Raw genomic sequence first — 20,369 nt, 5'->3', positions numbered from 1 at the left:
AGACACTGAAGGTGTCAGTCAGCGGCGTGAAAACAAAAAAAGTCTCCGAGGCCGCCCGCGCGCCGGTGGTGGCGGCGATGCCTGCGAACAAGACTGCGGCGGTGGCGGCGGTGCGGCGAAGAACGTGCATGAGGAGCCTTCTGTTGATGTTTCAATTCATTGTTTATTTTTTGTAACTTCTGCTCAATAGTCCACACAGACTAAGTAAACGCCCCAGTCGATTGAAAAAGCCTATCGCCACGAGCCCGCAAAGGCCCCAGTGCCTGAAGGCTCGAATGCGAGGACGATAGTGCGCAGCGGTGTAACCTTTTGAATCCAAACCAGGTCGAGCGCCGTACAGCCCCGCATGGATTCGCATCAAACTTCCGAAGAGGAACAGCGCCGCTACGAGCGCTCGCTGGTGGTACAGGCCGGCCTGCAGATCGTCGTGATGATGCTGGCGCTGGCCGTGCTGAGTGCGCTGGTGGCGTCCTGCTTCTACTTCGCGGGCTAGCCGCCGGGCCGCTTCAGCCCAGTTCGAAGGCCTCGCGCAGGGCCTCGGCGAAGGCGGCCGTTCCCGCCAGCGACAGCTGCACCGTGTGGCGTGCCGGGCCGGGCGCGCCGGCGGTGCTGGAGATGTGCGCGGCCTGCGGGTCGTAGTGCAGGGCCAGCGGTATGCGCACCTCCTGCGCGCCCTCCAGCAGGTAGTCCCATTCGCCGCCCTCGTCCAGCGGCGCCCGGGCATCCGGGAACTGCGCGTGGGCCCAGCCGAGCAGGGCGGCGATCTCGCCGTGCAGGGCGGGCAGGCGCTCGGCCGCCACGGTGGCCATGGCGTCGAAGACGACCGAGCCGTCGGCGTCTTCGCTGATGTCGAAATCGAGGTACTGCAGCTGCATCCGACCGATTGTCGGCGCAGCCGCAAGCGGCCTCAGACCACGGCCATGGTCTGCTCGCTGTCTTCCTCGCCGGTGCGGCCCGGCTTCTCGTGGCCGAACCAGGCCACGTAGAGCGCCGGCAGCACCACCAGCGTCAGCAGCGTGGCGGTGAACAGGCCGCCGATCACCACGATGGCCAGGGGCCGCTGGGTCTCGGAGCCGATCTCGTGCGACAGCGCCATCGGCAGCAGGCCGAGCGCCGCCAGCATGGCCGTCATCAGCACGGTGCGCAGGCGCTGCATCGAGCCTTCGCGCACGGCCTCGGTCACCGTCATGCCGGCATGGCGCAGCTGCTGGAACACCGACAGCATCACCACGCCGTTCAACACCGCCTGGCCCGACAGCGCGATGAAGCCGATCGCCGCCGACACCGACAGCGGGATGCCGAAGACCCACAGCGCCACGAAGCCGCCGATCAGCGCCAGGGGCACGTTGATCAGGATCAGGCCGGCCATCTTGAAGGACTTGAAGGCGTCGAACAGCAGCACGAAGATCAGCAGCAGCGAGATCGGCACCACCACCGCCAGGCGCTTCATGGCGCGCTCCTGGTTCTCGAATTCGCCGGACCAGTTCACCACGTAGCCCTGCGGGATCTTCACATTCTTCTCGACGCGCGCCTTCATGTCGGCCACCACCGAGCCCATGTCGCGGCCGGCGATGAAGATGCCGATGGCCGTGGTGCGGCGGCCGGCCTCGCGGGCGATGTTCATGGCGCCCACCGTCTCCTGGATGTTGGTCACGTCGCCCAGGGTGACGTAGCCGCCGTCGGGCGTGGCGATGGGCGTGCGGCGCAGGTTGGCGATCACACGTTCCTCGGCCGGCAGGCGCACGGCGACGGCGAACTTGCGCTCGCCCTCCCACAGGCTGGTCGCCGCCTTGCCGGCGAGCGCGGCCTCGATCACGTCCTGGATGTCGCCCACGTTCAGGCCGAAGCGGGCGGCGCGGTCGCGGTCGATGGCCAGCACCAGCTGCGGCACCTGGCCGTCGCGGTCGATCTCGGCGCGGGCCACGCCCTCGACCTGCTTGACCTCGGAGGCGATCTGGTCGGTCACCTGCTTCATCAGCGCCAGGTCGTCGCCGGCCAGCTTGATGACGATCTGGCCCTTGATCTGCGAGATCGATTCGAGCACGTTGTCGCGGATCGGCTGCGAGAAGGCCGGGTCGATGCTGGGGATGGCCTGCAGGGCGCGGCTCATCTCCTCGGTGATCTTCTCGCGGGTCATGCCCTTGCGCCATTCGTTCTCGGGCTTGATGTCCACGAAGATCTCGGCCATCGAGATCGTCTTGGGATCGGTGCCGTCCTCGGGCTGGCCGGCCTTGGAGACCGTCGTGCGCACCTCGGGCACCGTCAGCAGCTGCTTGCGCGCCATGTGCAGGATGCGCGAGGCCTCCTGCGTGGAGACGTTGGGCGAGAGCGTGAAGTTGACCCAGGTGGTGCCCTCGTTCAACTCGGGCAGGAATTCCGAGCCCAGGCGCGAGGCGACCACGGTCGTCAGGCCGAAGGCGATGACGGCGGCGATGGCCACGGTCTTGCGGCTGCGCAGGGCCCAGTCGAGCACGGGGCCGTAGAAATGCTTGGCGCCGCGCACCACGCGGTTGTCGCCGTGCGGCAGCTTCTTGCGCAGCATCCAGTAGGCCAGCAGCGGCACCAGGGTGAGCGAGAAGATGAGCGAGCCGATCAGCGCGGTGGTCACCGACAGCGCCATCGGCTGGAAGATCCGGCCCTCGTGGCGCTGCAGCGCGAAGATGGGGATGTGGGCCGCGATGATGATCAGCATCGAGAACAGGGTGGGGCGGCCCACCTCGTTGACGGCGCTGATGATGGTCTCGCGCCGCTCGTTCTCGCGCATGTTCTCCTTGCTCTGCGAGAGCCGGTGCAGCACGTTCTCGATCACGATCACCGCACCGTCCACGATGATGCCGAAGTCCATCGCGCCCAGGCTGAGCAGGTTGGCATGCACACCCATGATCTTCAGGCCCATGAAGGTCGACAGCAGGGCCAGCGGGATCACCACCACCACGGCCAGGCTGGCGCGCAGGTTGGACAGGAAGATGTAGAGCACCAGCGAGACCAGCAGCGCACCCTCGACCAGGTTGCGGAACACGGTGGACAGGGTCTTGTCCATCAGCCAGGTGCGGTCGTAGAAGGGCACGATCTGCACGCCAGGCGGCAGGCCGCGGGCGTTGATCTCGGCGATCTTCTCCTTCACGGCCTTCAGCACCACCGTGGGATTCTCGCCTTTGCGCATGATGACGATGCCGGTGACGATGTCGTCGTCGTTGTCCTGGCCGACCACGCCCAGGCGCGGCACGGCGCCGATGCGCACGTCGGCGATGTCGCGGATCAGGATGGGCGTGCCGTTGCGTGCGGCGACCACCACCTTGCCGATGTCGTCGGCCGACTGCAGCAGGCCGATGCCGCGGATGGTGTACTGCTGCGCGCCCTGGCGCACATAGCTGCCGCCGGCGTTGGAGTTGCCGCGGCCCAGCGCATCAAGCAGGTTCTGGAAGGTGACCTTGTAGGCCCGCAGCTTGTCGAGGTCGGGCTGGACTTCGTACTGCTTGATCGCGCCGCCCATGGCCACCACGTCGGCCACGCCGGGCACCTGGCGCAGGGCCCGTTCGACGACCCAGTCTTCCTCGGAGCGCAGCTCGGTCGTGCTGCGGCCATCGCCGCGCAAACGGTAGCGCATGATTTCGCCGACCGGGGTGGCATTGGGGGCGATGTCGGCCTCCACGCCATCGGGCAGGTCGATGCCGCGCAAACGTTCGGCCACCTGCTGGCGCGCCAGGTTCACTTCTGCGTTGTCGTCGTAGGTGACGACAGTGAAGGACAGGCCGAACTGGGTGTGCGAGAACACCCGGATCGCGTTGGGCAGGCCCGAGAGCGCGACCTCGATCGGCAGGGTGACCTGCTTCTCGACCTCTTCCGCGGCACGGCCGGGGAAGAGCGAGATGACGGTGACCTGGGTGTCGGTCACGTCGGGAAAGGCTTCGACCGACAGGCTCTTGAAGGCGAAGACGCCGGCCAGCGCGAACAGCAGCGTGCCCAGGACGATGAACAGCGGCTGGTGCAGCGCGTAGTGGATGAGGCGCTTCATGTCTTACTTGGCCTTGCCGTCTGCGTTCTGGGCGCCGATGCGGGCGTCCTCGGTGGCGCTGCTGAATTCGCGCGCCAGCAGCAGGGCGTTGTCGGCCACCACCTGCTCGCCCACCTGCACGCCGGAGCCGAGCACGACTTCCTTGCTGCCCATGTGGGCCAGGGTGACGCGGCGCGGCTCGAACACGCCCGGCTGCACCTGCACGTAGACGAAGTGCTGGGTGCGGTCGAGCACGATGGCGGTGGCGGGCACGACCACGCCGCTGAGCTGTTCGTGCACCCGGGCGGTGACCAGCATCTCGCTCTTCAGGCGCCGGTCGACATTGGCGATGACACCGCGGACCTTGATGGTGCGAGTGCCGGGGTCGATGGCATCCGACACCGCGGCCACCTTGCCGCGGAAGACCTCGCCCGGATAGGCCGGCACCAGCAGCTCGAAGGATGCGCCGGGCTGCAGGCTGCCGACGTCGGTTTCCTTGGCATCGATCTGCACCCACAGCGAGGTCGGGTCGGTCACCACGAAGAGCGCCGGGGTGCCGGGGCCGCTCTGGTCGGGGCGGACTTCCTGGCCGGGGTTGATGTTGCGTTCGACCACGACACCAGCGATGTTGGACGCCAGGCCCAGCTGCTGGTTGACGCCGGTGGCGCTGCCGTAGAGCGTGGTGCGGGCGGCCGCACGGGCGGACTCGGCCTGGGCGCGGGCCAGGTCGGCCTCGGTCTGGTCCAGGTCCTTGCGGGCGATGATGCCGGCGTCGAACAACTCGCGCTGGCGCGCCAGGCTCTTGCGGGCCAGGGCGACATCAACGCCGGCCTTGGTGGTGTCGCTCTGGGCGGCGCCGAAGTCGGGCGAGGCGATGCGCGCCAGGGCGGTGCCGGGCTTGACCGCGGCGCCGATGTCGGCGCCGATGGACAGCACCCGGCCGCCGAAGGCCGGGTAGATGCGCTGGGTGCGCTCCTCGTTCCAGACCAGGCGCGCGGGCAGCTCGGCGACGATGTCGGTGGCGGCCTTCGCGGGCGTGGCCGCCAGCAGGGCGAGCTGCGGATGGCCGGCCACGAAACGCAGCTGCTTGCCCTGCACGATGGGTGCGGGCGGCGGCGGCGGCTCGGTGCTCTTCTCGGACGACTCGCCGCAGCCGGCGATCAGCGCGGCACTGGAGAGAGCGCCGGCCAGGAGCAGCGCAGCGAGGGGACGGCGGGGGAAGATGGGCTGCATGGCGGATCCGGAGGCGGTGCGGGAAGCGTGGGCGTTCATGTCGGTGCGCTGCGGTGTCTTCATTGCGGGAACAGCAGGCCGGGCTGGGTCTGCAGCGTCCAGGCGCCGGCGGCCTTGGCGTAGTCGGTGCGGGCGTCGATGGCTTCGAGCAGGGTGGCGCGCAGGGTGCGGCGGGCATCCAGCAAATCCACCAGGGGGATGGCGCCGCGCTTGAAGGCCATCTCGGCGCCTTCGGCCACGCGGCGAGCGCGCGGCAGGATTTCGGCCTCGTAGCCCTGGGTGCGGCGCTGGGCGGTCAGGGCGGACTGCTGCAGGCCCTGCAGCTCCAGCACGGCGTCGCGGCGGGCCTTGTCGAGGGCGTCCTCGGCCTGGGTGTAGCTGGCCTGGGCACGGCCGATCTCGCCCTCGTAGCCGTAGCCCCATTGCAGCGGGATGGAGGCGCGGAACTGGATCATGCGGGTCGAGACGCCGGGGTAGTGCTCGAAGCCGGCGCCGATGGTGACGTCGCCCTTCTTGAGCGCCAGGGCGCCGTCGAGGCTGGCCTGGGCGGACTGCACCCGCGCCAGGGCGGCACGCACGTCGGGACGGTTCTCGGCGAGCGAGGCGAGGTCGAGCGGCGCGGCATCGACCGGCGGCAGCGCGGCGTAGCCGTCGGCGCGCAGGTCGGTGGGCAGGGCACGGCCGGCGCCCCGGGCGCCGATGGCCTGGGTCAGCGTGGTCGCGGCCTGGATGCGGTCGAGCAGGGCCTGTTGCACATCGGCGCGGGCGCGCTGGGCTTCGATGGCGGTGCGCGCCGCGTCCTGGGCGGGCAGGTCGCCGGCCTGCACGCGGCGGTCGGAGGCGCGCGAGATCTCGTCGGCGCTGCCGGCGATCTCGTTGATCTCCACCGCGCGGTCCTGGGCGGCCAGCAGGTCGTAGTAGGCGGCCAGGGCGGTGACGAGGGCATGCAGGCGCACATCCTCGACATCGGCGCCGGCGGCGACAGCTGCGCGTTCGGCCGCGGCGGTGCGCAGGCGGCGCTTGTCGCCGCGCTCGTAGGTCCAGTCCAGGCCGATGGTCTTGTCGATGCGTTTGTCGCGCAGCGCGTTGCCCTGGCCCACGCCGTTCTTCAGGTCGATGCTCTGCGCCTCGGCCGACAGCACCGGCAGCGGCGCATGGTCGGCGGCCAGGATGTCGGCGCGCGCGGCGGCCAGGTTGCCCTGGGAGATCGCCACGTCGAGGTTGTCGCGGGCAGCCGCCAGGGCCTGGTTCAGCGTGATCACGCGGGCGCCCGCGCTGGCCGAAGCGGCCTGCGCGGTCAGGGTCTGGGGCACCAGGGGAGAGGGCACCTGCGGGGCCGGCGCCGGCCCTGCCGCTTGCGCCGCCACTGGAAGGGCAAACACGAGGGTGCCCGTCCAAAGTAACTGTCGTATGCTCATGGTCGTTGTTTATCGGGGTGCGGGCCTGACCATCGCCTGACCATTGCCTGACCGGGGGCTTTATGCTCCCGGTCATCCCTTTGTCACCCCCGTTGAGAAAACACCGCCGATGCGCATCCTTGTTGTCGAAGACGATTCCGTCCTGCGGGACGTCATGGTGCGCAGCCTGCGCGATGCCGGCCATCGTGTGGACGAGGCCCACAGCGTGGCCGAGGCGGACCACTTCTGGCGGGTGCAGCCCTTCGATGCGGTGCTGCTCGACCTGAACCTGCCCACCACCAACCACAGCGCCAGCCCGCAGGGCAGCGGCCTGGAAGTCCTGCGCGCCGCCCGCGGCCGCGGCGACCGCACCCCCGTGCTGGTGCTCACCGCCCGCCATCGCACCGAGGAACGCATCGCCGGCCTGGATGCCGGTGCCGACGACTATCTCGGCAAGCCCTTCGAGCTGGCCGAGGTGGAGGCGCGGCTGCGCGCCCTGGTGCGGCGCGCTCAGGGCACGCAGGACGTGTCGGAGGTGGGCCAGCTGTCGCTGGACCGCAAGGCGCGGCGTTTCGCGCTCGCCGGCCAGCTGCTGGAGCTGCCGGCGCGGGAATTCGAAGTGCTCTGGGAGCTGATGACCCCGCCGGGACGGGTGGTCAGCAAACGCACCCTGTCGAACAAGCTGTCCACCTTCGACGACAACCTGGGCGACAACGCGCTGGAGGCCTTCATCTCGCGCCTGCGCAAGAAACTCGGCGGCAGCGGCGCCAACATCCGCACCCTGCGCGGCCTGGGCTATCTGCTGGAGCCCGAAGGCGCAGAAGGAAATCCCGGATGAGCACCGCGCAGGCCGGCGCGGCGGGCGACGACGGCCTCATGGAGCGCCCGGCGCCGCTGCCCGCGCCCGGCCTGCCCTCGCTGCGCACCCGGGTGCTGCAGCATGTGCTGGTGCCGCTGGCCCTGGCCTGGCTGCTGGGCGTGCTGGTGTCGATCGGGGTGGCGACCAATTTCACCCAGGCGGCCTTCGACCGTGCCCTGCTCGACGACGCCTATTCGGTGGCCGCCAATGTGCACACCACCGGTGAGGAGCTGGAGCTGGGCCTGTCGCCGCGCGAGGTCGGCGCGGTGCTGTTCGACCAGTCCGAGCGCATCTATTTCGCCGTGCTCTGGCCGGACGGCACGCTGCTGGCCGGCCACGGCGGCCTGCATGCGCCGGAGCCGGAGCCGGGCAACCGCTACCGCTTCTCGGACATCTCCTACCAGGGCCGCGCGCTGCGCGCGGTGCTGCTGCGCACCAACCGGCCGCAGCCCTTCGACGTGGTGATGGCCGAGACCACCCAGTCGCGCAGCACCCTGCTGCGCAGCCTGCTGCTGTATGCCGCCGTGCCGCAGATCTTCCTGCTGCTGCTGCTGGCGATCTGGATGGGCCGCGCCGTGCATCGGGACGTGCAGCCGCTGCTGGAGCTGCAGGAGGCGCTGGACAAACGCAATGCCGACGATCTCTCGCCGACCCGTGTGGGCGGCTCCACCCGCGAGGTGCGGCGCCTGGGCGTGGCGCTCGACAGCCTGTTCGCCCGTGTCGGTGCCGGCGTGCGGGCCCAGCGCGAATTCGCCGGCAACGTGGCGCACGAGCTGCGCACGCCATTGGCCGGCATCCGCGCCCTGGCCGAGTACGGCCTGGCGCAGCAGGATCCCGCCGTCTGGCGCGAGCAGCTCGAACGCGTCGCCCGCAGCGAGGAACGCGCCAGCCGCCTGGTCGACCAGCTGCTGGCCCTGGCGCGTGCCGACGAGGCCCCGGCCATGCGTTTCGAGCCGATCGCGCTCGACCAGCTGGCGCGCGACGCGGTGCTGCATTTCCTCTCCCGCGCCGACGAGGCCGGCGTGGACCTGGGCGCCCGCGGGCTCGACGAGCCGGTCGAGGTGATGGGCCATGCGGCGCTGGTCGAGGGCATCGTCAACAACCTGATCGACAACGCCCTGCGCTACGGCAAACCCGCCGACGGCTCGCAGCCGCGCATCACGGTGGAGCTGACGCCGCTGCCCGACAGCAAGCAGGTCCGGCTGACGGTGGTCGACAACGGCCCGGGCATCTCGCCCGAGCAGCAGGGACGGCTGCGCCAGCGCTGGGCGCAGGGACCCGAGGGCGCCTGGCTCAAGCAGGGCGCGGGGCTGGGGCTGTCCATCGTGGCGCGTTATGCGCGGCTGCTGAATGCCCGGCTGATGCTGGAGTCGGCCACCGGGCATTCCGGGCTGGCGGCATCGATCACGCTGACTCGCGCCGAGCCACCGGCAGTGCCCTGAGGACATACGCGCAACTTCGGCCGCAAGCCGATGGCTGCGGCTTCGCTTCGTTTTAATCAATCTTCAAAAGGAATGCTGACGTCGTGATGACTGATGGCTTGAAGCCAAGAAGTACCGATGTTTTCCCCCGTCCCCCCTCCCGCCGCCCCGGCTGGTTCGACAGTACCCCGGCGGCAGGACCGCCTCGCCCCCCACAAGACCCTCCGCCGACGGCGTCCGGTACCACCACGGCACCGGCGCATCGGGCGCTGCTGGAACAGCCGCACGGCAGCCACAGGAGGAGCGACTTCCGTGCCGCGGCATCGCAGGCGGCGCAGTCCCTGCCGCAGGCCGCCATCCGGCCCACCCCCCGTCGGCTGCTGGCGGCCGCGGACGATCTCGACCGGCTGCGCCGCGCGGTCTGGGCGCCGGTCACCGGCAGCACGCCGTTCCAGCGCGGTGAGCAGGCGCTGCAGGCGCACCCGCGCGTGCGCCTGGCGGTCAGGGTGGCGGCGCGGGGCCCGGTATCGCTGCTGATCGGCCATTGGCGCAGGAAGAACGCGGAGCCGGCCGCCCGTGGTCCGTCGATGCCGGACGATGCTGCCTGACGCGACCAGGCCTGGCACCGCGCAGGCGGGCGGGACCGCCTCTATCGGGCAGCAGCTCGACAAGGCAAGGCTGCAGGCCGCGGATCTGCTGGCCCGGCCCTGCTATGAGGTCCATGCACCGCTCGGGCTGCTGAGCGTGGGCATGCATGGCCGGGTCTATGCCCGGTCCCGTGCGTTCAGCGAGCCGGCGCCCGGCGGCGAGCTGCTGCGCCCCGGCGGCGATGTCCGCCCGCGCCGGCGTTCCGAGGAGCTGATGCGCGAGACGCTGAGCCATGGAGGCGCGCAACCCGGTGTGCCGACCCCGGCCGCGTTGCCGCCAGGCCTGCACCGGCTGGACCGCTTCATCCAGGAGGACGCCACCCAAGGGCGCCGCCACACCTGGGCCGGCGCACTGACACATCGCACGGCGGTCATGCGGCGGCTGAGCGATTTCACGGGCGCGTCGACGGCGACGGACGTTCAGGGACTGCTGACGGTGGCCGCCCTGGCATCGACCGGCCTGCCGGCCAGCGCCACGCCGCAGGTGCTGGAGCGGCTGCGGCAGCGCTGGTGGTGGAACGGCGCGTGGCTGGAGCCGCTCGACCGGATCGACCGCCAGGCGCTGCGGCTGGCCGAGACCCTGGCGCGCTCCGAGATCGGCCTGGAGACCCTGCGGACGATCTCGGACGGCCATGCGGTGCCGGATGCGGCGATGCGCATCCATCTGCAGGCCGCCGATTTCATCCGCACCCATCCCGTGCAGGCCGAAGATGCCCGCCATCCCGCGCACGCCGCCTGGCATGCCAGCGCGGCCTGGTATCGCGGCGCGCAGCTGTCGCCCGCGCAGAAGCAGGCCTTGTTCGACTGGTCGCTGGGCATCGCCGACGACGACGCCGACCACACGCGTCTGCGGATGCAGGCCGTGCTGCACAAGTTCAAGCACAAGACCGTGCACCGCTGGGGCAGCGCGGATTCGATACGCAACGGCCTGCCGCGCCTCTTCGGCAAACGCCAGGGCCCGCTGCGCGCCGCCATGCTCAACGATCCGGCAGGGCTGCCAGGCTCGGACGCGACGGTGCAGCGGGACCACATGCAGGAGCTCGTGCGCAAGCTGGTCGCAGGCCTCGCGGTGCTGTCGCGCATCCGCCTGGTCGATGGCCACGTCTATGGCGTCGGCACCAGGCAGCTGTTCCGGGCGGCGGGCACGGTGGCCACGCTGGGCGGGGCCTGCGGCACGGTCGAGATCGATGCGGCGGCCCAGCAGGGCGGCGAGAGTGTCTTCGAGCTGTCGCGCAGCCAGGACGGCATCCGCATCTTCATCGGCACCGACATGCGCCGGATGCAACAGCTGCGTGTCAATGCCGCGGTGGGCTGGCATCTGCAGGCGCCCGGTCTCAAGTTGCGGGCCGGCGCCAGTGTCTCGGCGACTCCCATCCACCACGAAAGCAGGCGCCCCGAGGGATTGGTCATCCGCGTGGCCCGGCGGGCGAGCACCGACGGCACGGGCTTCGACGACCCGACCATGTACCGCAAGGCCCTGGAGCTGATCGACCACCTGTTCGACGGCGTCGCGGGCGACACGCCGGAGCAGGACTGGCGCCACCTCGCCGAGCGCTACTACGACGAGCCGGACCTGTCCTTCAACTGGTTCAGCGCCCACGCTTCGGCCTGCTCCGGCAGCGTCCAGGCGTCGGCCGGCCTGGCGGCGGATGTGCTGCACTGCACCGTCGGGCCGGAAGTCTCGGTGCAAGGCAATCTGCATTACCGCGGCCGGCACGAGCAGCATGAAAGCGGCAGGCGCCGGGTGCTGGAGCGCCAGCATGCCGCGGGTCACGAGATCAAATCGGTCGCCAGCACCGGCCTGCGCTACCGCGGGGGCATCGTCAATGGCGAAATCGACATGCTGCCCGATGACCGCACGACGGCCGAGCCGGTGGGGATGCCATACGGGCCGCCCGTCACGCCCGCCATGCCGTCGCTGCCCGTCGCACCGCCGCCGCCAGCCCCGGCAGGCCATGTCACCGCACCGCAGGTCGGCTCATCGGCGATGTCCCGCATCAACATCACGATGTCGACACTGAACCTGCCGCTTCATGCCGACCACCGCAACCACATGCGCGCCGGCAAGCTGCGGCTGGTGCAGGAGCATGGCGCCATCGACGCCTCGGCCAGCATCTTCGATGTCGAGTACCAGGACCTGGAGGACTGGGCGAGGGCGCTGCGCCGGGAGTTGCGCGGCTGGATCGCCAGCTTCGAGGCCGAGGAGCGACGCAAGGGCGATGCCGGCGCGGCGCGGCAGGCGCAGGCCCGCATCAGCGCCTTCGTGCGGGCCGTGCGTCGCAATCAGCGCGATTTCGATGGCTATCTGCTGCGCTACCAGATGCGTGCCGATGTGGCCGATCGCATCAACCTCAACCGCGCCATCGTCGACAGCCTGGGCGACCTGGTGGACGCCGCGCTGCGCGAGCAGATGGAAGCGCAGAACGAAGCCTTGCTGCAGGACCGCGACAGCTGGATCGAGGCCGAACTGAAGGTGCGGCAAAGCGCTTCGGCCTTCCGCCGCGCCGGCATCGATTTCGGCGCCAAGCTGCAGCGCCGGCTGCAGCTGCAGTCGGAGCGCGACTGGCTGCAGCTCAAGGTCCCGCAGCAGGCGCTGCGCGACCGGCAGGCTCAGGACCGCAGGGCCGGGTAGTCGGTATAGCCGTGCTCGCCGCCGCCGTAGAAGGTGCTCGGGTCGGGCTGGTTGAGCTGTGCCTTTTCCTTCAGGCGGCGCACCAGGTCGGGATTGGCGATGTAGGCCTTGCCGAAGGCGACCAGGTCGGCCTCGCCGCTGGCGATCTTCTGCTCGGCCAGGGCGCGGTCGTAGCCGTTGTTGACCATCCAGGCGCCCTTGCCGCCGGCTTCGCGGTAGGCCGCCTTGAGCGCGGCGTAGTCGAAGGGGCGTTCGGCGATCTCGCGCGGGCCGCCGGTGGCGCCTTCGATGATGTGGATGTAGGCCAGGCCCAGCGGCGCGAGTTCGCGCACCAGGTAGTCGAACAGGGCCTGCGGATCCTCGTCGCTGGCATCGTTGGCCGGCGTGACCGGCGACAGGCGGATGCCCACCTTGCCGCCGCCCAGATCGTCGGCGATGCCGCGGGTGACTTCCAGCAGCAGGCGGGCGCGGTTCTCGATGCTGCCGCCGTAGTCGTCGCGGCGCTGGTTGCTGCCGGTCTTGAGGAACTGGTCGAGCAGGTAGCCGTTGGCGCCGTGCACTTCCACGCCGTCGAAGCCGGCCGTCTCCACCGCGTTGCGGGCGGCGGCGCGGTAGGTCTTGACGATGCCGGGCAGCTCGCCCACGTCGAGCGCGCGCGGCTCGGAGGTGGGCACCATCTCGCCGCTGCCGTCGGCATGCACCAGGTAGGTCTTGGCCTTGGCGGTGATGGCCGAGGGCGCCACCGGCGCGCCGCCGTCGGGCTGCAGCGAGGTGTGCGAGATGCGGCCCACATGCCAGAGCTGCACCACGATGCGGCCGCCGGCCTCGTGCACCGCGCCGGTCACCTTCTTCCAGCCGTCGAGCTGCTCGGTGCCGTACAGGCCCGGCACCTGGGCATAGCCCTGGCCCTGGTGGCTGATCGCCGTGGCCTCGGTGATCAGCAGGCCGGCGCTGGCGCGCTGGGCGTAGTAGATGGCGGTGATGTCGCGCGGGATCGCCTCGGGCGAGCGGTTGCGCGTCAGCGGCGCCATCACGATGCGGTTGGACAGGAGCAGATCGCCGGCCCGCAGCGGTTCGAAAAGGGTGGTGCTGGAAGTGGACATGCAGGAGCGCCCAGGTTGTTCGCCTAAGAGCCGGTTAAGAAAGGGAGGAGACGATGGAACGCGAGGTATCCGGCCGCCCGAGGAAGAATGGCAGGATGCACGCGGCCGCGGCACGGACTGTGCACGGTTGTTTCAGTTTCCAGGACTCTTTTCCCACGACTCCCCATGACGACACAGAACGACGCGTCCCCGGCCCTGCCCGCGGCCCCCGGCACACCGGGCACGGCCGATCCCCGCGGCCGGCTGCGCCTGGCCGACAGCTGGCGCCTGCTCAAGCCCTACTGGGTCTCCGAAGACCGCAAGGCGGCGCTTTCGCTGCTGGCGGTGGTGGTGGGGCTGAACCTGGCGGTGGTGGCCGTCAACGTCTGGTTGAACAACTGGAACCGGGTCTTCTACAACACGCTGGAGTCGCGCGACTTTCCCGGCTTCAAGACGGCGCTGGCGCAGTTCTGCGCGATCGCGGCGGTTTTCATCGTGGTGGCGGTGCTCAAGCAGTTCGCCACCATGCGGCTGGAGATGCGCTGGCGCACCTGGATGACCAACCGTTTCCTGGACCGCTGGATGGCGCACCAGGCCTACTACCGCATCGAGCAGGGCGGCAGCGCGGACAACCCCGACCAGCGGATCTCGGAGGACATCCGCAGCCTCACCAGCGACAGCCTGACGCTCTCGCTGGGCCTGCTCAATTCGGTGGTGACGCTGCTGTCCTTCATCGCCATCCTCTGGACGCTCTCCGGGCCGCTGTCCTTCGCGCTCGGCGGCCATGCGGTGACCGTGCCGGGCTACATGGTCTGGGTGGCGCTGCTGTACGCGGTGGCAGGCTCCTGGATCACCCACAAGGTGGGCAAGCCGCTGATCGGGTTGTACTTCCGCCAGGAGCAGACCGAGGCGAGTTTCCGCTACGGGCTGGTGCGGCTGCGCGAGAACGCCGAAGGCGTGGCGCTGTACCACGGCGAGGGCACCGAGAAGTCGCAGCTGCGCGAGCGCTTCGAGCTGATCCGGGAGAACTGGCACGGGCTGGTGAAGTACATGCGGCGGCTGGTCTTCGTCAACTCGGGCTACAGCCAGGCGGCCATCGTGTTCCCGTTGATCGTGGCGGCGCCGCGCTACTTCTCGGGCCAGCTGACGCTGGGCGGGCTGATGCAGATCAATTCGGCCTTCGGGCAGGTGCAGGGTGCCTTGTCCTGGTTCGTGGACAGCTATGCCAGCCTGGTCAACTGGCAGGCCTCGGCGAACCGGCTGCTCGACCTGGAACAGGCCATCGCACAGGCCGAGCACGACGAGGCCACGCGCGACGGCCGCCAGGGCATCGCGGTGGCGGACAGCGCCGAGGGCGCGGTGACGGCCCGGGGCCTGGTGCTCAACGTGCCCGGACATGCCGACCATGCACCGCTGACCGCGCCAGTCGACCTGAGCCTCAACCCGGGCGAGCGCTGGCTGGTCTCGGGGCCGTCCGGCTCCGGCAAGAGCGTGCTGTTCCGCGCGCTGGCGGGCATCTGGCCCTACGGCGGCGGCCGCATCGAGCATCCGGCCGGCAAACGGCTGCTGTTCCTGCCGCAGAAGAGTTATGTGCCCAGCGGAACCCTGGCCGAGGCGCTGACCTATCCGCAGCCCGCATCGGCCCATGCGCCGGAGCTGCTGCGCGCCCTGCTGCACGACTGCCGGCTCGACGCGTTGGCGCCGCGGCTGGACGAGGTGGACAACTGGTCGCTGCGCCTGTCGCCCGGTGAGCAGCAGCGGCTGGCCTTTGGCCGGGCGGTGCTGCACAAGCCCGACTACCTGTTCCTGGACGAAGCCACCTCGGCGCTGGACGAGGAGTCCGAAGCCGCCATGTACGCCCTGGTGCGCGAGCGCCTGCCGCAGGCGGCCGTGGTGAGCATCGCCCACCGCAGCACCGTGGCGCGCTGGCACGAGCGGCAGCTGCGCTACCTGCCGCAGGAGGGCGGCACGGCGCCCTTCGCGCCGGCCGAGGTGCCGCTGCAGGCCGGCTGAAGGCGGCTTACTGCTGCTGCTGTTGTTGTTGCTGTTGCTGCTCCATCGCCAGCGCGGCCTTCACGGCGGGCCGCGCGGCGGTGCGGCTGAAGAAGCCGTTCACCCGCTCCAGGCCGTTGATGTCCAGCGCCATGCGCTGCGCCCAGGTCAGCATGGTGAACAGATAGGCATCGGCGACGCTGAAGCTGTCGCCGGCCAGGTAGTCACGGCCTTCGAGCTGGCTGTCCAGCCAGGTCAGGCGCGACTTGAGCTTGAGCTTGGCGGCCTGCTTGAACTCTTCCGGCGCATTGGGATTGAAGAGCGGGCCGAAACCCTTGTGCAGCTCGGTGGCGATGAAGTTCAGCCACTCCAGCATGCGGTAGCGGGCCATGGTGCCGTGCGCCGGGATCAGGTTCTTCTGCGGCGCCAGGTCGGCGATGTACTGCACGATGACCGCGGCCTCGCGCAGGCGGGTGCCGTCGTCGAGTTCCAGCAGCGGCACATAACCCAGGGGGTTGATGCTGTAGTAGTCGGTGCCGTCGGGCAGCTTGTGGGTCTTGGTGGGCGCCGGGATGGCCTCGTGCGCCAGGCCGGCTTCGTGCAGCACGATGTGCGGGGAGAGGGAGCAGGCGCCGGGGCTGAAATAGAGCTTCATGGAGGGCTTTCTGGGCTGGAGTTGGGGGTTCGGGAGAAGTGGGGGTTGCAGGAGACGCTGTCGCCTTCTGCTGTAGCGAACGCATGCTAGCGGCAGTCGGCGCCTTGCGCTTCGCCGGTCCCGACTGCCTGGAATCCGTCCTACAGGCCAAAGCGGGACAGCCTCACCCGGGCCGATGGACGGCCTGCCTAGAGTCGCACCATCGAGGCAAACGCTGCTCAGCCGATCCGGCCCATGCGTTTGTCGCCACAGGAGAACGACATGCTCAAGTACGCCATCATCTTCGCCATCATTTCCCTCATCGCCGGTGCCCTGGGTTTCACCGGCGTGGCCGCCGGCTCGGCCGGCATCGCCAAGATCCTCTTCGGCCTGTTCCTGCTGATCGCCATCGTTTTCATCGTGCTGGCCGCCCTCGGAGTGGGTGCGGTGCGCAAGGCGATCGACTGAGGATCCGGCAGACATGAATTTCTTTCCCTCGACCGCTTTTCCGCTTGCGCGCACCGCCGCTTTCGAACGTTCGGCCGCACAGGTCGTGCCGATGTACACACCGCTCTGGTACGCCACCAAGGTGATGGCCACTTCGGCCAACAGCTGGTGGGAAGGAGGCGTGCCGCCCGCGCGCAAACGCCGCCAGCGTGCTGCCGATGCCATGGCGCATGCGGCTGCGGGCATGGCGCGCCGTCTGCACGTGGTGCGCCACGGCGACTGATACCCGCGCGGCGCTGCCGCCGCCCAGCCATCAGGCCGCGATGCATCGCGGCCTTTTTTTGCGATCTTTTTTGACCGCCTTTCGTGCCAACAGAACTTCCCTTCCATCGTGAACAACATCACCCGCCTCCGCTGCGATCTCGAATATGCGATCCATGCGGACACCCATTTCTGCTTCAACATCCAGGCCTCGCGGCGCGATGACCAGCGCATCCTCGACGAATCCCTGGTGGTCACCCCTGGCATCCAGGTGCGCCAGTTCGAGGACCCCAACAACGGCAACCGCTTCTTCCGCTGCGACGGCATCCCCGGCACCCTGAAGCTGCGCTACGACGCCCAGATCGAGATGCTGCGCAGCAGCCCCGACAGCTCGCTGCAGGAAAGCAGCATCACCGAGATGCCCAACGAGGTGCTGCACTACCTGCTGCCCAGCCGCTATTGCCAGTCCGACGTGATGAGCCGCGCCGCGCAGCACCTGTTTTCCGGCGCTCCCCGCGGCTATGCCCGGGTGCAGCACATCTGCGAATGGATACGCGACAACATCGCCTACCAGCTCGGCGTGAGCACGCCCACCACCAGCGCCCAGGACGTCTATCTGCAGCGCGCCGGCGTGTGCCGCGACTTCGCTCACCTGGCGATCACCTTTTGCCGCGCGCTCAACATCCCGGCGCGCCTGGTGGTGGGCTATGTGCATTTCAACGATCCGCCGCAGGACTTCCATGCCACTTTCGAAGCCTGGCTCGGCGGCCGCTGGGTGATGTTCGATCCGACGCATCTGGCACCGGTCGAGGCGGTAGTGCGGGTCGGCAACGGGCGCGATGCGAAGGACACCGCCTTCGCCACCATGTTCGGCTCGGTCACCATGACCTATATGCACATCCAGGTGAACCACGACGGGCAGCCGCCCAGTGAGAACCCCGATCCGATCGAGGCCACGGTACAGCGCTTGGTCATGGCCTGAGAGCCTGCTTCGCACTTCGACAAGCCCTGCCCGCGCAGGGCTTTTTTCATGGGGAAGGGGATTCGGACCCTCGCCGATAAAATGTACAAATCCCAAGCGATTTGTACATCATGCACATTCTTCCCCTGAGTGAGTTCCGCGCCAATGCCTCGGCCATGCTCGATCTGGTCGAGCAGGGCGAGACCGTACGCATCATGCGGCACGGCAAGCCCGTAGCTGATTTGGTTCCACCCTCCGGCAGCGCCGGCCCCGAGCGTCTGCCAAGCTGGAAACGGCCTTTCGATCCGGTTGTACTGCCCGCGGGGCAGTCGCTGGCGGATGCGGTCATCGAGGACCGGGCGAGGGCGGCATGGTGAGCCAGGTCACACCACGCGAGGGCAGCCCGCGGGTGCTCTTCGACACCTCCGCCCTGAGCAAGCGTTATGTGGCCGAAGCCGGCCGCCAGCGCATCCTGGACCTGTTCGCCGCCACCGGCGCCGCCTTCGTCGCTGCGCATTGCCAGGCGGAGGTGGCTTCCATGCTGCTGCGGCGGCGCCAGCAAGGCAGCCTGTCGGCGACCGAATTCGACCGTGCCTGGACCATGGCGCAGCAGGACGTCGCCGACATGGAGCGGGTGCCGCTCGACGCCCATGTCGAACGCTTCGCCTTCGCCGCCATGGAACACGCGCCCCTGCGCGCTACCGACGCCCTGCACATCGGCAGCGCCCTCTCGGCGCGCGTCGATCTTTTTGTGACCTGCGACCAGATGCAGGCGAACGCGGCCCGGCAACTGGGCCTGAGAACCGAATACGTGCCCAGCGCACCAGAGGAAGCATCGTGATCTATCCCCAGGAATTCGACGTGATCGTCGTCGGTGGCGGCCATGCCGGCACCGAAGCCGCACTGGCGGCCGCCCGCATGGGCAGCAAGACCTTGCTGCTGACCCACAACATCGAGACGCTGGGGCAGATGAGCTGCAACCCGTCCATCGGCGGCATCGGCAAGGGCCATCTGGTCAAGGAGGTGGATGCGCTGGGTGGTGCGATGGGCATCGCCACCGATGAGTCGGGCATCCAGTTCCGCATCCTCAACAGTTCCAAGGGGCCTGCCGTGCGGGCCACCCGGGCGCAGGCCGATCGCGTCCTCTACAAGGCCGCCATCCGCCAGCGGCTGGAGAACCAGCCGAACCTCTGGCTGTTCCAGCAGGCAGTCGATGACCTGGTGGTCGAAGGGGACCGGGTCGTGGGCGCCGTGACCCAGGTGGGCATCACCTTCCGCGCACGTGCCGTGGTGCTGACGGCCGGCACCTTCCTGGACGGGAAGATCCACGTCGGCCTGAACAACTATGCGGGCGGCCGGGCAGGGGACCCGCCAGCCACCTCCTTGTCGGCGCGCCTCAAGGAACTGAAGCTGCCGCAGGGCCGCCTCAAGACCGGCACACCGCCCCGCCTGGACGGCCGCAGCATCGACTTCAGCCAATGCGCGGTGCAGCCGGGCGACGGCATGCCCGGCGGCGTGAACGAAGGCCGGGTGCCCAGCTTCAGCTTCATGGGTTCGGCAGCGATGCACCCGCGCCAGATGCCGTGCTGGATCACCCACACCAATGAGAAGACCCACGACATCATCCGCAGCGGATTCGACCGCAGCCCCATGTTCACCGGCAAGATCGAAGGTATCGGCCCACGCTACTGCCCCAGCGTCGAAGACAAGATCAACCGTTTCGCCGACAAGGACAGCCACCAGATCTTCCTGGAACCGGAAGGGCTGAGCACGCACGAGATCTACCCGAACGGCATCTCCACCAGCCTGCCATTCGACATCCAGTACGAACTGGTCCGTTCGATGAAAGGGCTGGAAAACGCACACATCCTGCGGCCGGGCTATGCGATCGAATACGACTATTTCGACCCCCGGTCGCTGACTTCCAGCTTCGAGACCCGCCAGATCCAGGGCCTGTTTTTCGCTGGCCAGATCAACGGAACCACGGGCTACGAGGAGGCTGCGGCCCAGGGCCTGTTCGCCGGCATCAACGCCGCCTTGCAGGTGCGGGGAGATGGCCCGTGGCTGCCGCAGCGCGACGAAGCTTATCTGGGCGTGCTGGTCGACGACCTGATCACCAAGGGCGTGACCGAGCCCTACCGCATGTTCACCAGCCGTGCGGAGTTCCGCCTGCAGCTGCGGGAAGACAACGCGGACGCACGCCTCACCGAAGCCGGCCGCAAGATGGGCCTGGTGAGCGACGCCCAGTGGGAGGCCTTCAGCCGCAAGCGTGATGCTGTTTCACGTGAAACAGAGCGCCTACGCTCCATCTGGGTCAATCCCCGCAGCCTGCCGGCCGAAGAATCGGAGCGCGTGCTGGGCAAGGCGATCGAGCACGAGTACAACCTCGCAGACCTGCTCAGAAGACCGGATGTCAATTATTCAGAATTGATGTCGCTGGACGGTGGTCGCTTTGTTTCGCCCGATGTTTCACGTGAAACACTGGGGAGGTGATGGACGTGGTGATCGAGCAGATCGAGATCTCCGCCAAGTATTCGGGCTACATCGAACGCCAACGAGACGACGTGGAACGCTCCGCCCACCATGAAAAGATGAAGCTTCCCGCTGACATCGACTACATGCAGGTCAATGCCCTGAGCATCGAAGTCAGGCAAAAACTGCAAAGCCAACGACCGGAAACCCTGGGACAGGCGTCGCGCATTTCCGGCATCACGCCAGCGGCGATTTCGCTGTTGATGGTGCATTTGAAGAAGCGTGGCTTCAAGGGACCGAGCGCGGCGGAGAACGAGGCGGTGCCGGCTTGAACACG

17 protein-coding genes and 1 pseudogene are annotated in these 20,369 nt (G+C 68.8%); 12 read left to right on the top strand and 6 right to left on the bottom strand.

What is annotated here, in order from left to right; translation table 11 throughout:
- Positions 1 to 346: 346 nt before the first annotated feature.
- The gene (locus tag GT347_RS13385) at positions 347 to 493 is read left to right on the top strand and encodes a hypothetical protein (protein ID WP_160552506.1); all 147 of its coding nucleotides are present in this window, start codon (positions 347 to 349) and stop codon (positions 491 to 493) included.
- Between the two features lie 13 nt (positions 494 to 506).
- Here the strand turns inward: GT347_RS13385 and GT347_RS13380 are convergent, their stop codons facing one another.
- Genes GT347_RS13380 through GT347_RS13365 form a run of 4 tightly spaced genes read right to left on the bottom strand, consistent with a single transcriptional unit; the run spans position 507 to position 6,609 of the window.
- Positions 507 to 875 carry a hypothetical protein gene (locus tag GT347_RS13380; protein ID WP_160552504.1) on the bottom strand — a complete coding sequence of 123 codons (369 nt, stop codon included), beginning with the start codon at positions 873 to 875 and terminating at the stop codon, positions 507 to 509.
- Between the two features lie 32 nt (positions 876 to 907).
- Complete coding sequence (locus tag GT347_RS13375; RefSeq protein WP_160552502.1) at positions 908 to 4,015, bottom strand: efflux RND transporter permease subunit; 3,108 nt, start codon at positions 4,013 to 4,015, stop codon at positions 908 to 910.
- A gap of 3 nt (positions 4,016 to 4,018) precedes the next feature.
- Positions 4,019 to 5,290, bottom strand: coding sequence for an efflux RND transporter periplasmic adaptor subunit (locus tag GT347_RS13370; RefSeq protein WP_229722868.1), 1,272 nt, complete (start codon positions 5,288 to 5,290; stop codon positions 4,019 to 4,021).
- Complete coding sequence (locus GT347_RS13365) at positions 5,287 to 6,609, bottom strand: TolC family protein (RefSeq protein ID WP_229722867.1); 1,323 nt, start codon at positions 6,607 to 6,609, stop codon at positions 5,287 to 5,289. Before GT347_RS13365 ends, GT347_RS13370 begins: the two co-directional genes overlap by 4 nt.
- 145 nt (positions 6,610 to 6,754) lie before the next feature.
- On the opposite strand from GT347_RS13365, the gene GT347_RS13360 reads away from it, so the two are divergent.
- The 4 genes from GT347_RS13360 to GT347_RS13345 all read left to right on the top strand — a co-directional run bounded on the left by GT347_RS13360 (position 6,755) and on the right by GT347_RS13345 (position 12,183).
- Positions 6,755 to 7,462 carry a response regulator transcription factor gene (locus GT347_RS13360; protein WP_160552498.1) on the top strand — a complete coding sequence of 236 codons (708 nt, stop codon included), beginning with the start codon at positions 6,755 to 6,757 and terminating at the stop codon, positions 7,460 to 7,462.
- Positions 7,459 to 8,925: a sensor histidine kinase gene (locus GT347_RS13355; RefSeq protein WP_407704155.1), complete on the top strand. Its 1,467-nt coding sequence runs from the start codon at positions 7,459 to 7,461 to the stop codon at positions 8,923 to 8,925. Before GT347_RS13360 ends, GT347_RS13355 begins: the two co-directional genes overlap by 4 nt.
- Positions 8,926 to 9,011: 86 nt before the next feature.
- Positions 9,012 to 9,512, top strand: coding sequence for a hypothetical protein (locus GT347_RS13350; RefSeq protein WP_160552496.1), 501 nt, complete (start codon positions 9,012 to 9,014; stop codon positions 9,510 to 9,512).
- Positions 9,502 to 12,183 (top strand): hypothetical protein, encoded by a 2,682-nt coding sequence (locus GT347_RS13345; RefSeq protein ID WP_160552494.1) that lies wholly within the window; start codon positions 9,502 to 9,504, stop codon positions 12,181 to 12,183. Before GT347_RS13350 ends, GT347_RS13345 begins: the two co-directional genes overlap by 11 nt.
- Here GT347_RS13345 and GT347_RS13340 read toward each other — a convergent pair.
- Positions 12,162 to 13,286: an alkene reductase gene (locus tag GT347_RS13340; protein WP_160552493.1), complete on the bottom strand. Its 1,125-nt coding sequence runs from the start codon at positions 13,284 to 13,286 to the stop codon at positions 12,162 to 12,164. The two genes, GT347_RS13345 and GT347_RS13340, sit on opposite strands and share 22 nt — an antisense overlap.
- 165 nt (positions 13,287 to 13,451) lie before the next feature.
- Between GT347_RS13340 and GT347_RS13335 the strand changes: the two genes are divergently transcribed.
- Positions 13,452 to 15,278 (top strand): ABC transporter ATP-binding protein/permease, encoded by a 1,827-nt coding sequence (locus tag GT347_RS13335; protein ID WP_160552492.1) that lies wholly within the window; start codon positions 13,452 to 13,454, stop codon positions 15,276 to 15,278.
- Positions 15,279 to 15,285: 7 nt separating this feature from the next.
- Here GT347_RS13335 and gstA read toward each other — a convergent pair whose 3' ends face one another.
- The gene (gstA, locus tag GT347_RS13330) at positions 15,286 to 15,912 is read right to left on the bottom strand and encodes a glutathione transferase GstA (RefSeq protein ID WP_160552490.1); all 627 of its coding nucleotides are present in this window, start codon (positions 15,910 to 15,912) and stop codon (positions 15,286 to 15,288) included.
- A 261-nt stretch (positions 15,913 to 16,173) separates the two neighbouring features.
- On the opposite strand from gstA, the gene GT347_RS13325 reads away from it, so the two are divergent.
- The 6 genes and pseudogenes from GT347_RS13325 to mnmG all read left to right on the top strand — a co-directional run bounded on the left by GT347_RS13325 (position 16,174) and on the right by mnmG (position 20,364).
- A complete protein-coding gene (locus GT347_RS13325) occupies positions 16,174 to 16,359 on the top strand; it encodes a DUF1328 domain-containing protein (RefSeq protein WP_160555340.1) in 186 nt (61 codons plus the stop codon).
- A gap of 13 nt (positions 16,360 to 16,372) precedes the next feature.
- Positions 16,373 to 16,621: a hypothetical protein gene (locus tag GT347_RS13320; protein ID WP_160552488.1), complete on the top strand. Its 249-nt coding sequence runs from the start codon at positions 16,373 to 16,375 to the stop codon at positions 16,619 to 16,621.
- A gap of 108 nt (positions 16,622 to 16,729) precedes the next feature.
- The gene (locus GT347_RS13315) at positions 16,730 to 17,581 is read left to right on the top strand and encodes a transglutaminase-like domain-containing protein (protein WP_229722866.1); all 852 of its coding nucleotides are present in this window, start codon (positions 16,730 to 16,732) and stop codon (positions 17,579 to 17,581) included.
- A 110-nt stretch (positions 17,582 to 17,691) separates the two neighbouring features.
- A complete protein-coding gene (locus GT347_RS13310; protein WP_160552486.1) occupies positions 17,692 to 17,937 on the top strand; it encodes a type II toxin-antitoxin system Phd/YefM family antitoxin in 246 nt (81 codons plus the stop codon).
- Positions 17,931 to 18,401 carry a type II toxin-antitoxin system VapC family toxin gene (locus GT347_RS13305; RefSeq protein WP_160552484.1) on the top strand — a complete coding sequence of 157 codons (471 nt, stop codon included), beginning with the start codon at positions 17,931 to 17,933 and terminating at the stop codon, positions 18,399 to 18,401. Before GT347_RS13310 ends, GT347_RS13305 begins: the two co-directional genes overlap by 7 nt.
- A pseudogene (gene mnmG, locus GT347_RS13300) lies at positions 18,398 to 20,364 on the top strand (tRNA uridine-5-carboxymethylaminomethyl(34) synthesis enzyme MnmG). Before GT347_RS13305 ends, mnmG begins: the two are co-directional and overlap by 4 nt.
- Positions 20,365 to 20,369: the final 5 nt, after the last annotated feature.

Source organism: Xylophilus rhododendri (assembly GCF_009906855.1).
Classification (GTDB): domain Bacteria; phylum Pseudomonadota; class Gammaproteobacteria; order Burkholderiales; family Burkholderiaceae_C; genus Xylophilus; species Xylophilus rhododendri.
The sequence above is the reverse complement of the archived record's forward strand: the minus strand, read 5'-3'. Positions and strand labels throughout refer to the sequence as shown.

What these genes read in the sequence shown, in the direction of transcription:
- GT347_RS13385 (WP_160552506.1), top strand. Translation starts at nt 347, where the DNA reads ATGGATTCGCATCAAACTTCCGAAGAGGAACAGCGCCGCTACGAGCGC.
- GT347_RS13380 (WP_160552504.1), bottom strand. Translation starts at nt 875, where the DNA reads ATGCAGCTGCAGTACCTCGATTTCGACATCAGCGAAGACGCCGACGGC.
- GT347_RS13375 (WP_160552502.1), bottom strand. Translation starts at nt 4,015, where the DNA reads ATGAAGCGCCTCATCCACTACGCGCTGCACCAGCCGCTGTTCATCGTC.
- GT347_RS13370 (WP_229722868.1), bottom strand. Translation starts at nt 5,290, where the DNA reads ATGAAGACACCGCAGCGCACCGACATGAACGCCCACGCTTCCCGCACC.
- GT347_RS13360 (WP_160552498.1), top strand. Translation starts at nt 6,755, where the DNA reads ATGCGCATCCTTGTTGTCGAAGACGATTCCGTCCTGCGGGACGTCATG.
- GT347_RS13355 (WP_407704155.1), top strand. Translation starts at nt 7,459, where the DNA reads ATGAGCACCGCGCAGGCCGGCGCGGCGGGCGACGACGGCCTCATGGAG.
- GT347_RS13350 (WP_160552496.1), top strand. Translation starts at nt 9,012, where the DNA reads ATGACTGATGGCTTGAAGCCAAGAAGTACCGATGTTTTCCCCCGTCCC.
- GT347_RS13345 (WP_160552494.1), top strand. Translation starts at nt 9,502, where the DNA reads ATGCTGCCTGACGCGACCAGGCCTGGCACCGCGCAGGCGGGCGGGACC.
- GT347_RS13340 (WP_160552493.1), bottom strand. Translation starts at nt 13,286, where the DNA reads ATGTCCACTTCCAGCACCACCCTTTTCGAACCGCTGCGGGCCGGCGAT.
- GT347_RS13335 (WP_160552492.1), top strand. Translation starts at nt 13,452, where the DNA reads ATGACGACACAGAACGACGCGTCCCCGGCCCTGCCCGCGGCCCCCGGC.
- gstA (WP_160552490.1), bottom strand. Translation starts at nt 15,912, where the DNA reads ATGAAGCTCTATTTCAGCCCCGGCGCCTGCTCCCTCTCCCCGCACATC.
- GT347_RS13325 (WP_160555340.1), top strand. Translation starts at nt 16,174, where the DNA reads ATGCTCAAGTACGCCATCATCTTCGCCATCATTTCCCTCATCGCCGGT.
- GT347_RS13320 (WP_160552488.1), top strand. Translation starts at nt 16,373, where the DNA reads ATGAATTTCTTTCCCTCGACCGCTTTTCCGCTTGCGCGCACCGCCGCT.
- GT347_RS13310 (WP_160552486.1), top strand. Translation starts at nt 17,692, where the DNA reads ATGCACATTCTTCCCCTGAGTGAGTTCCGCGCCAATGCCTCGGCCATG.
- GT347_RS13305 (WP_160552484.1), top strand. Translation starts at nt 17,931, where the DNA reads ATGGTGAGCCAGGTCACACCACGCGAGGGCAGCCCGCGGGTGCTCTTC.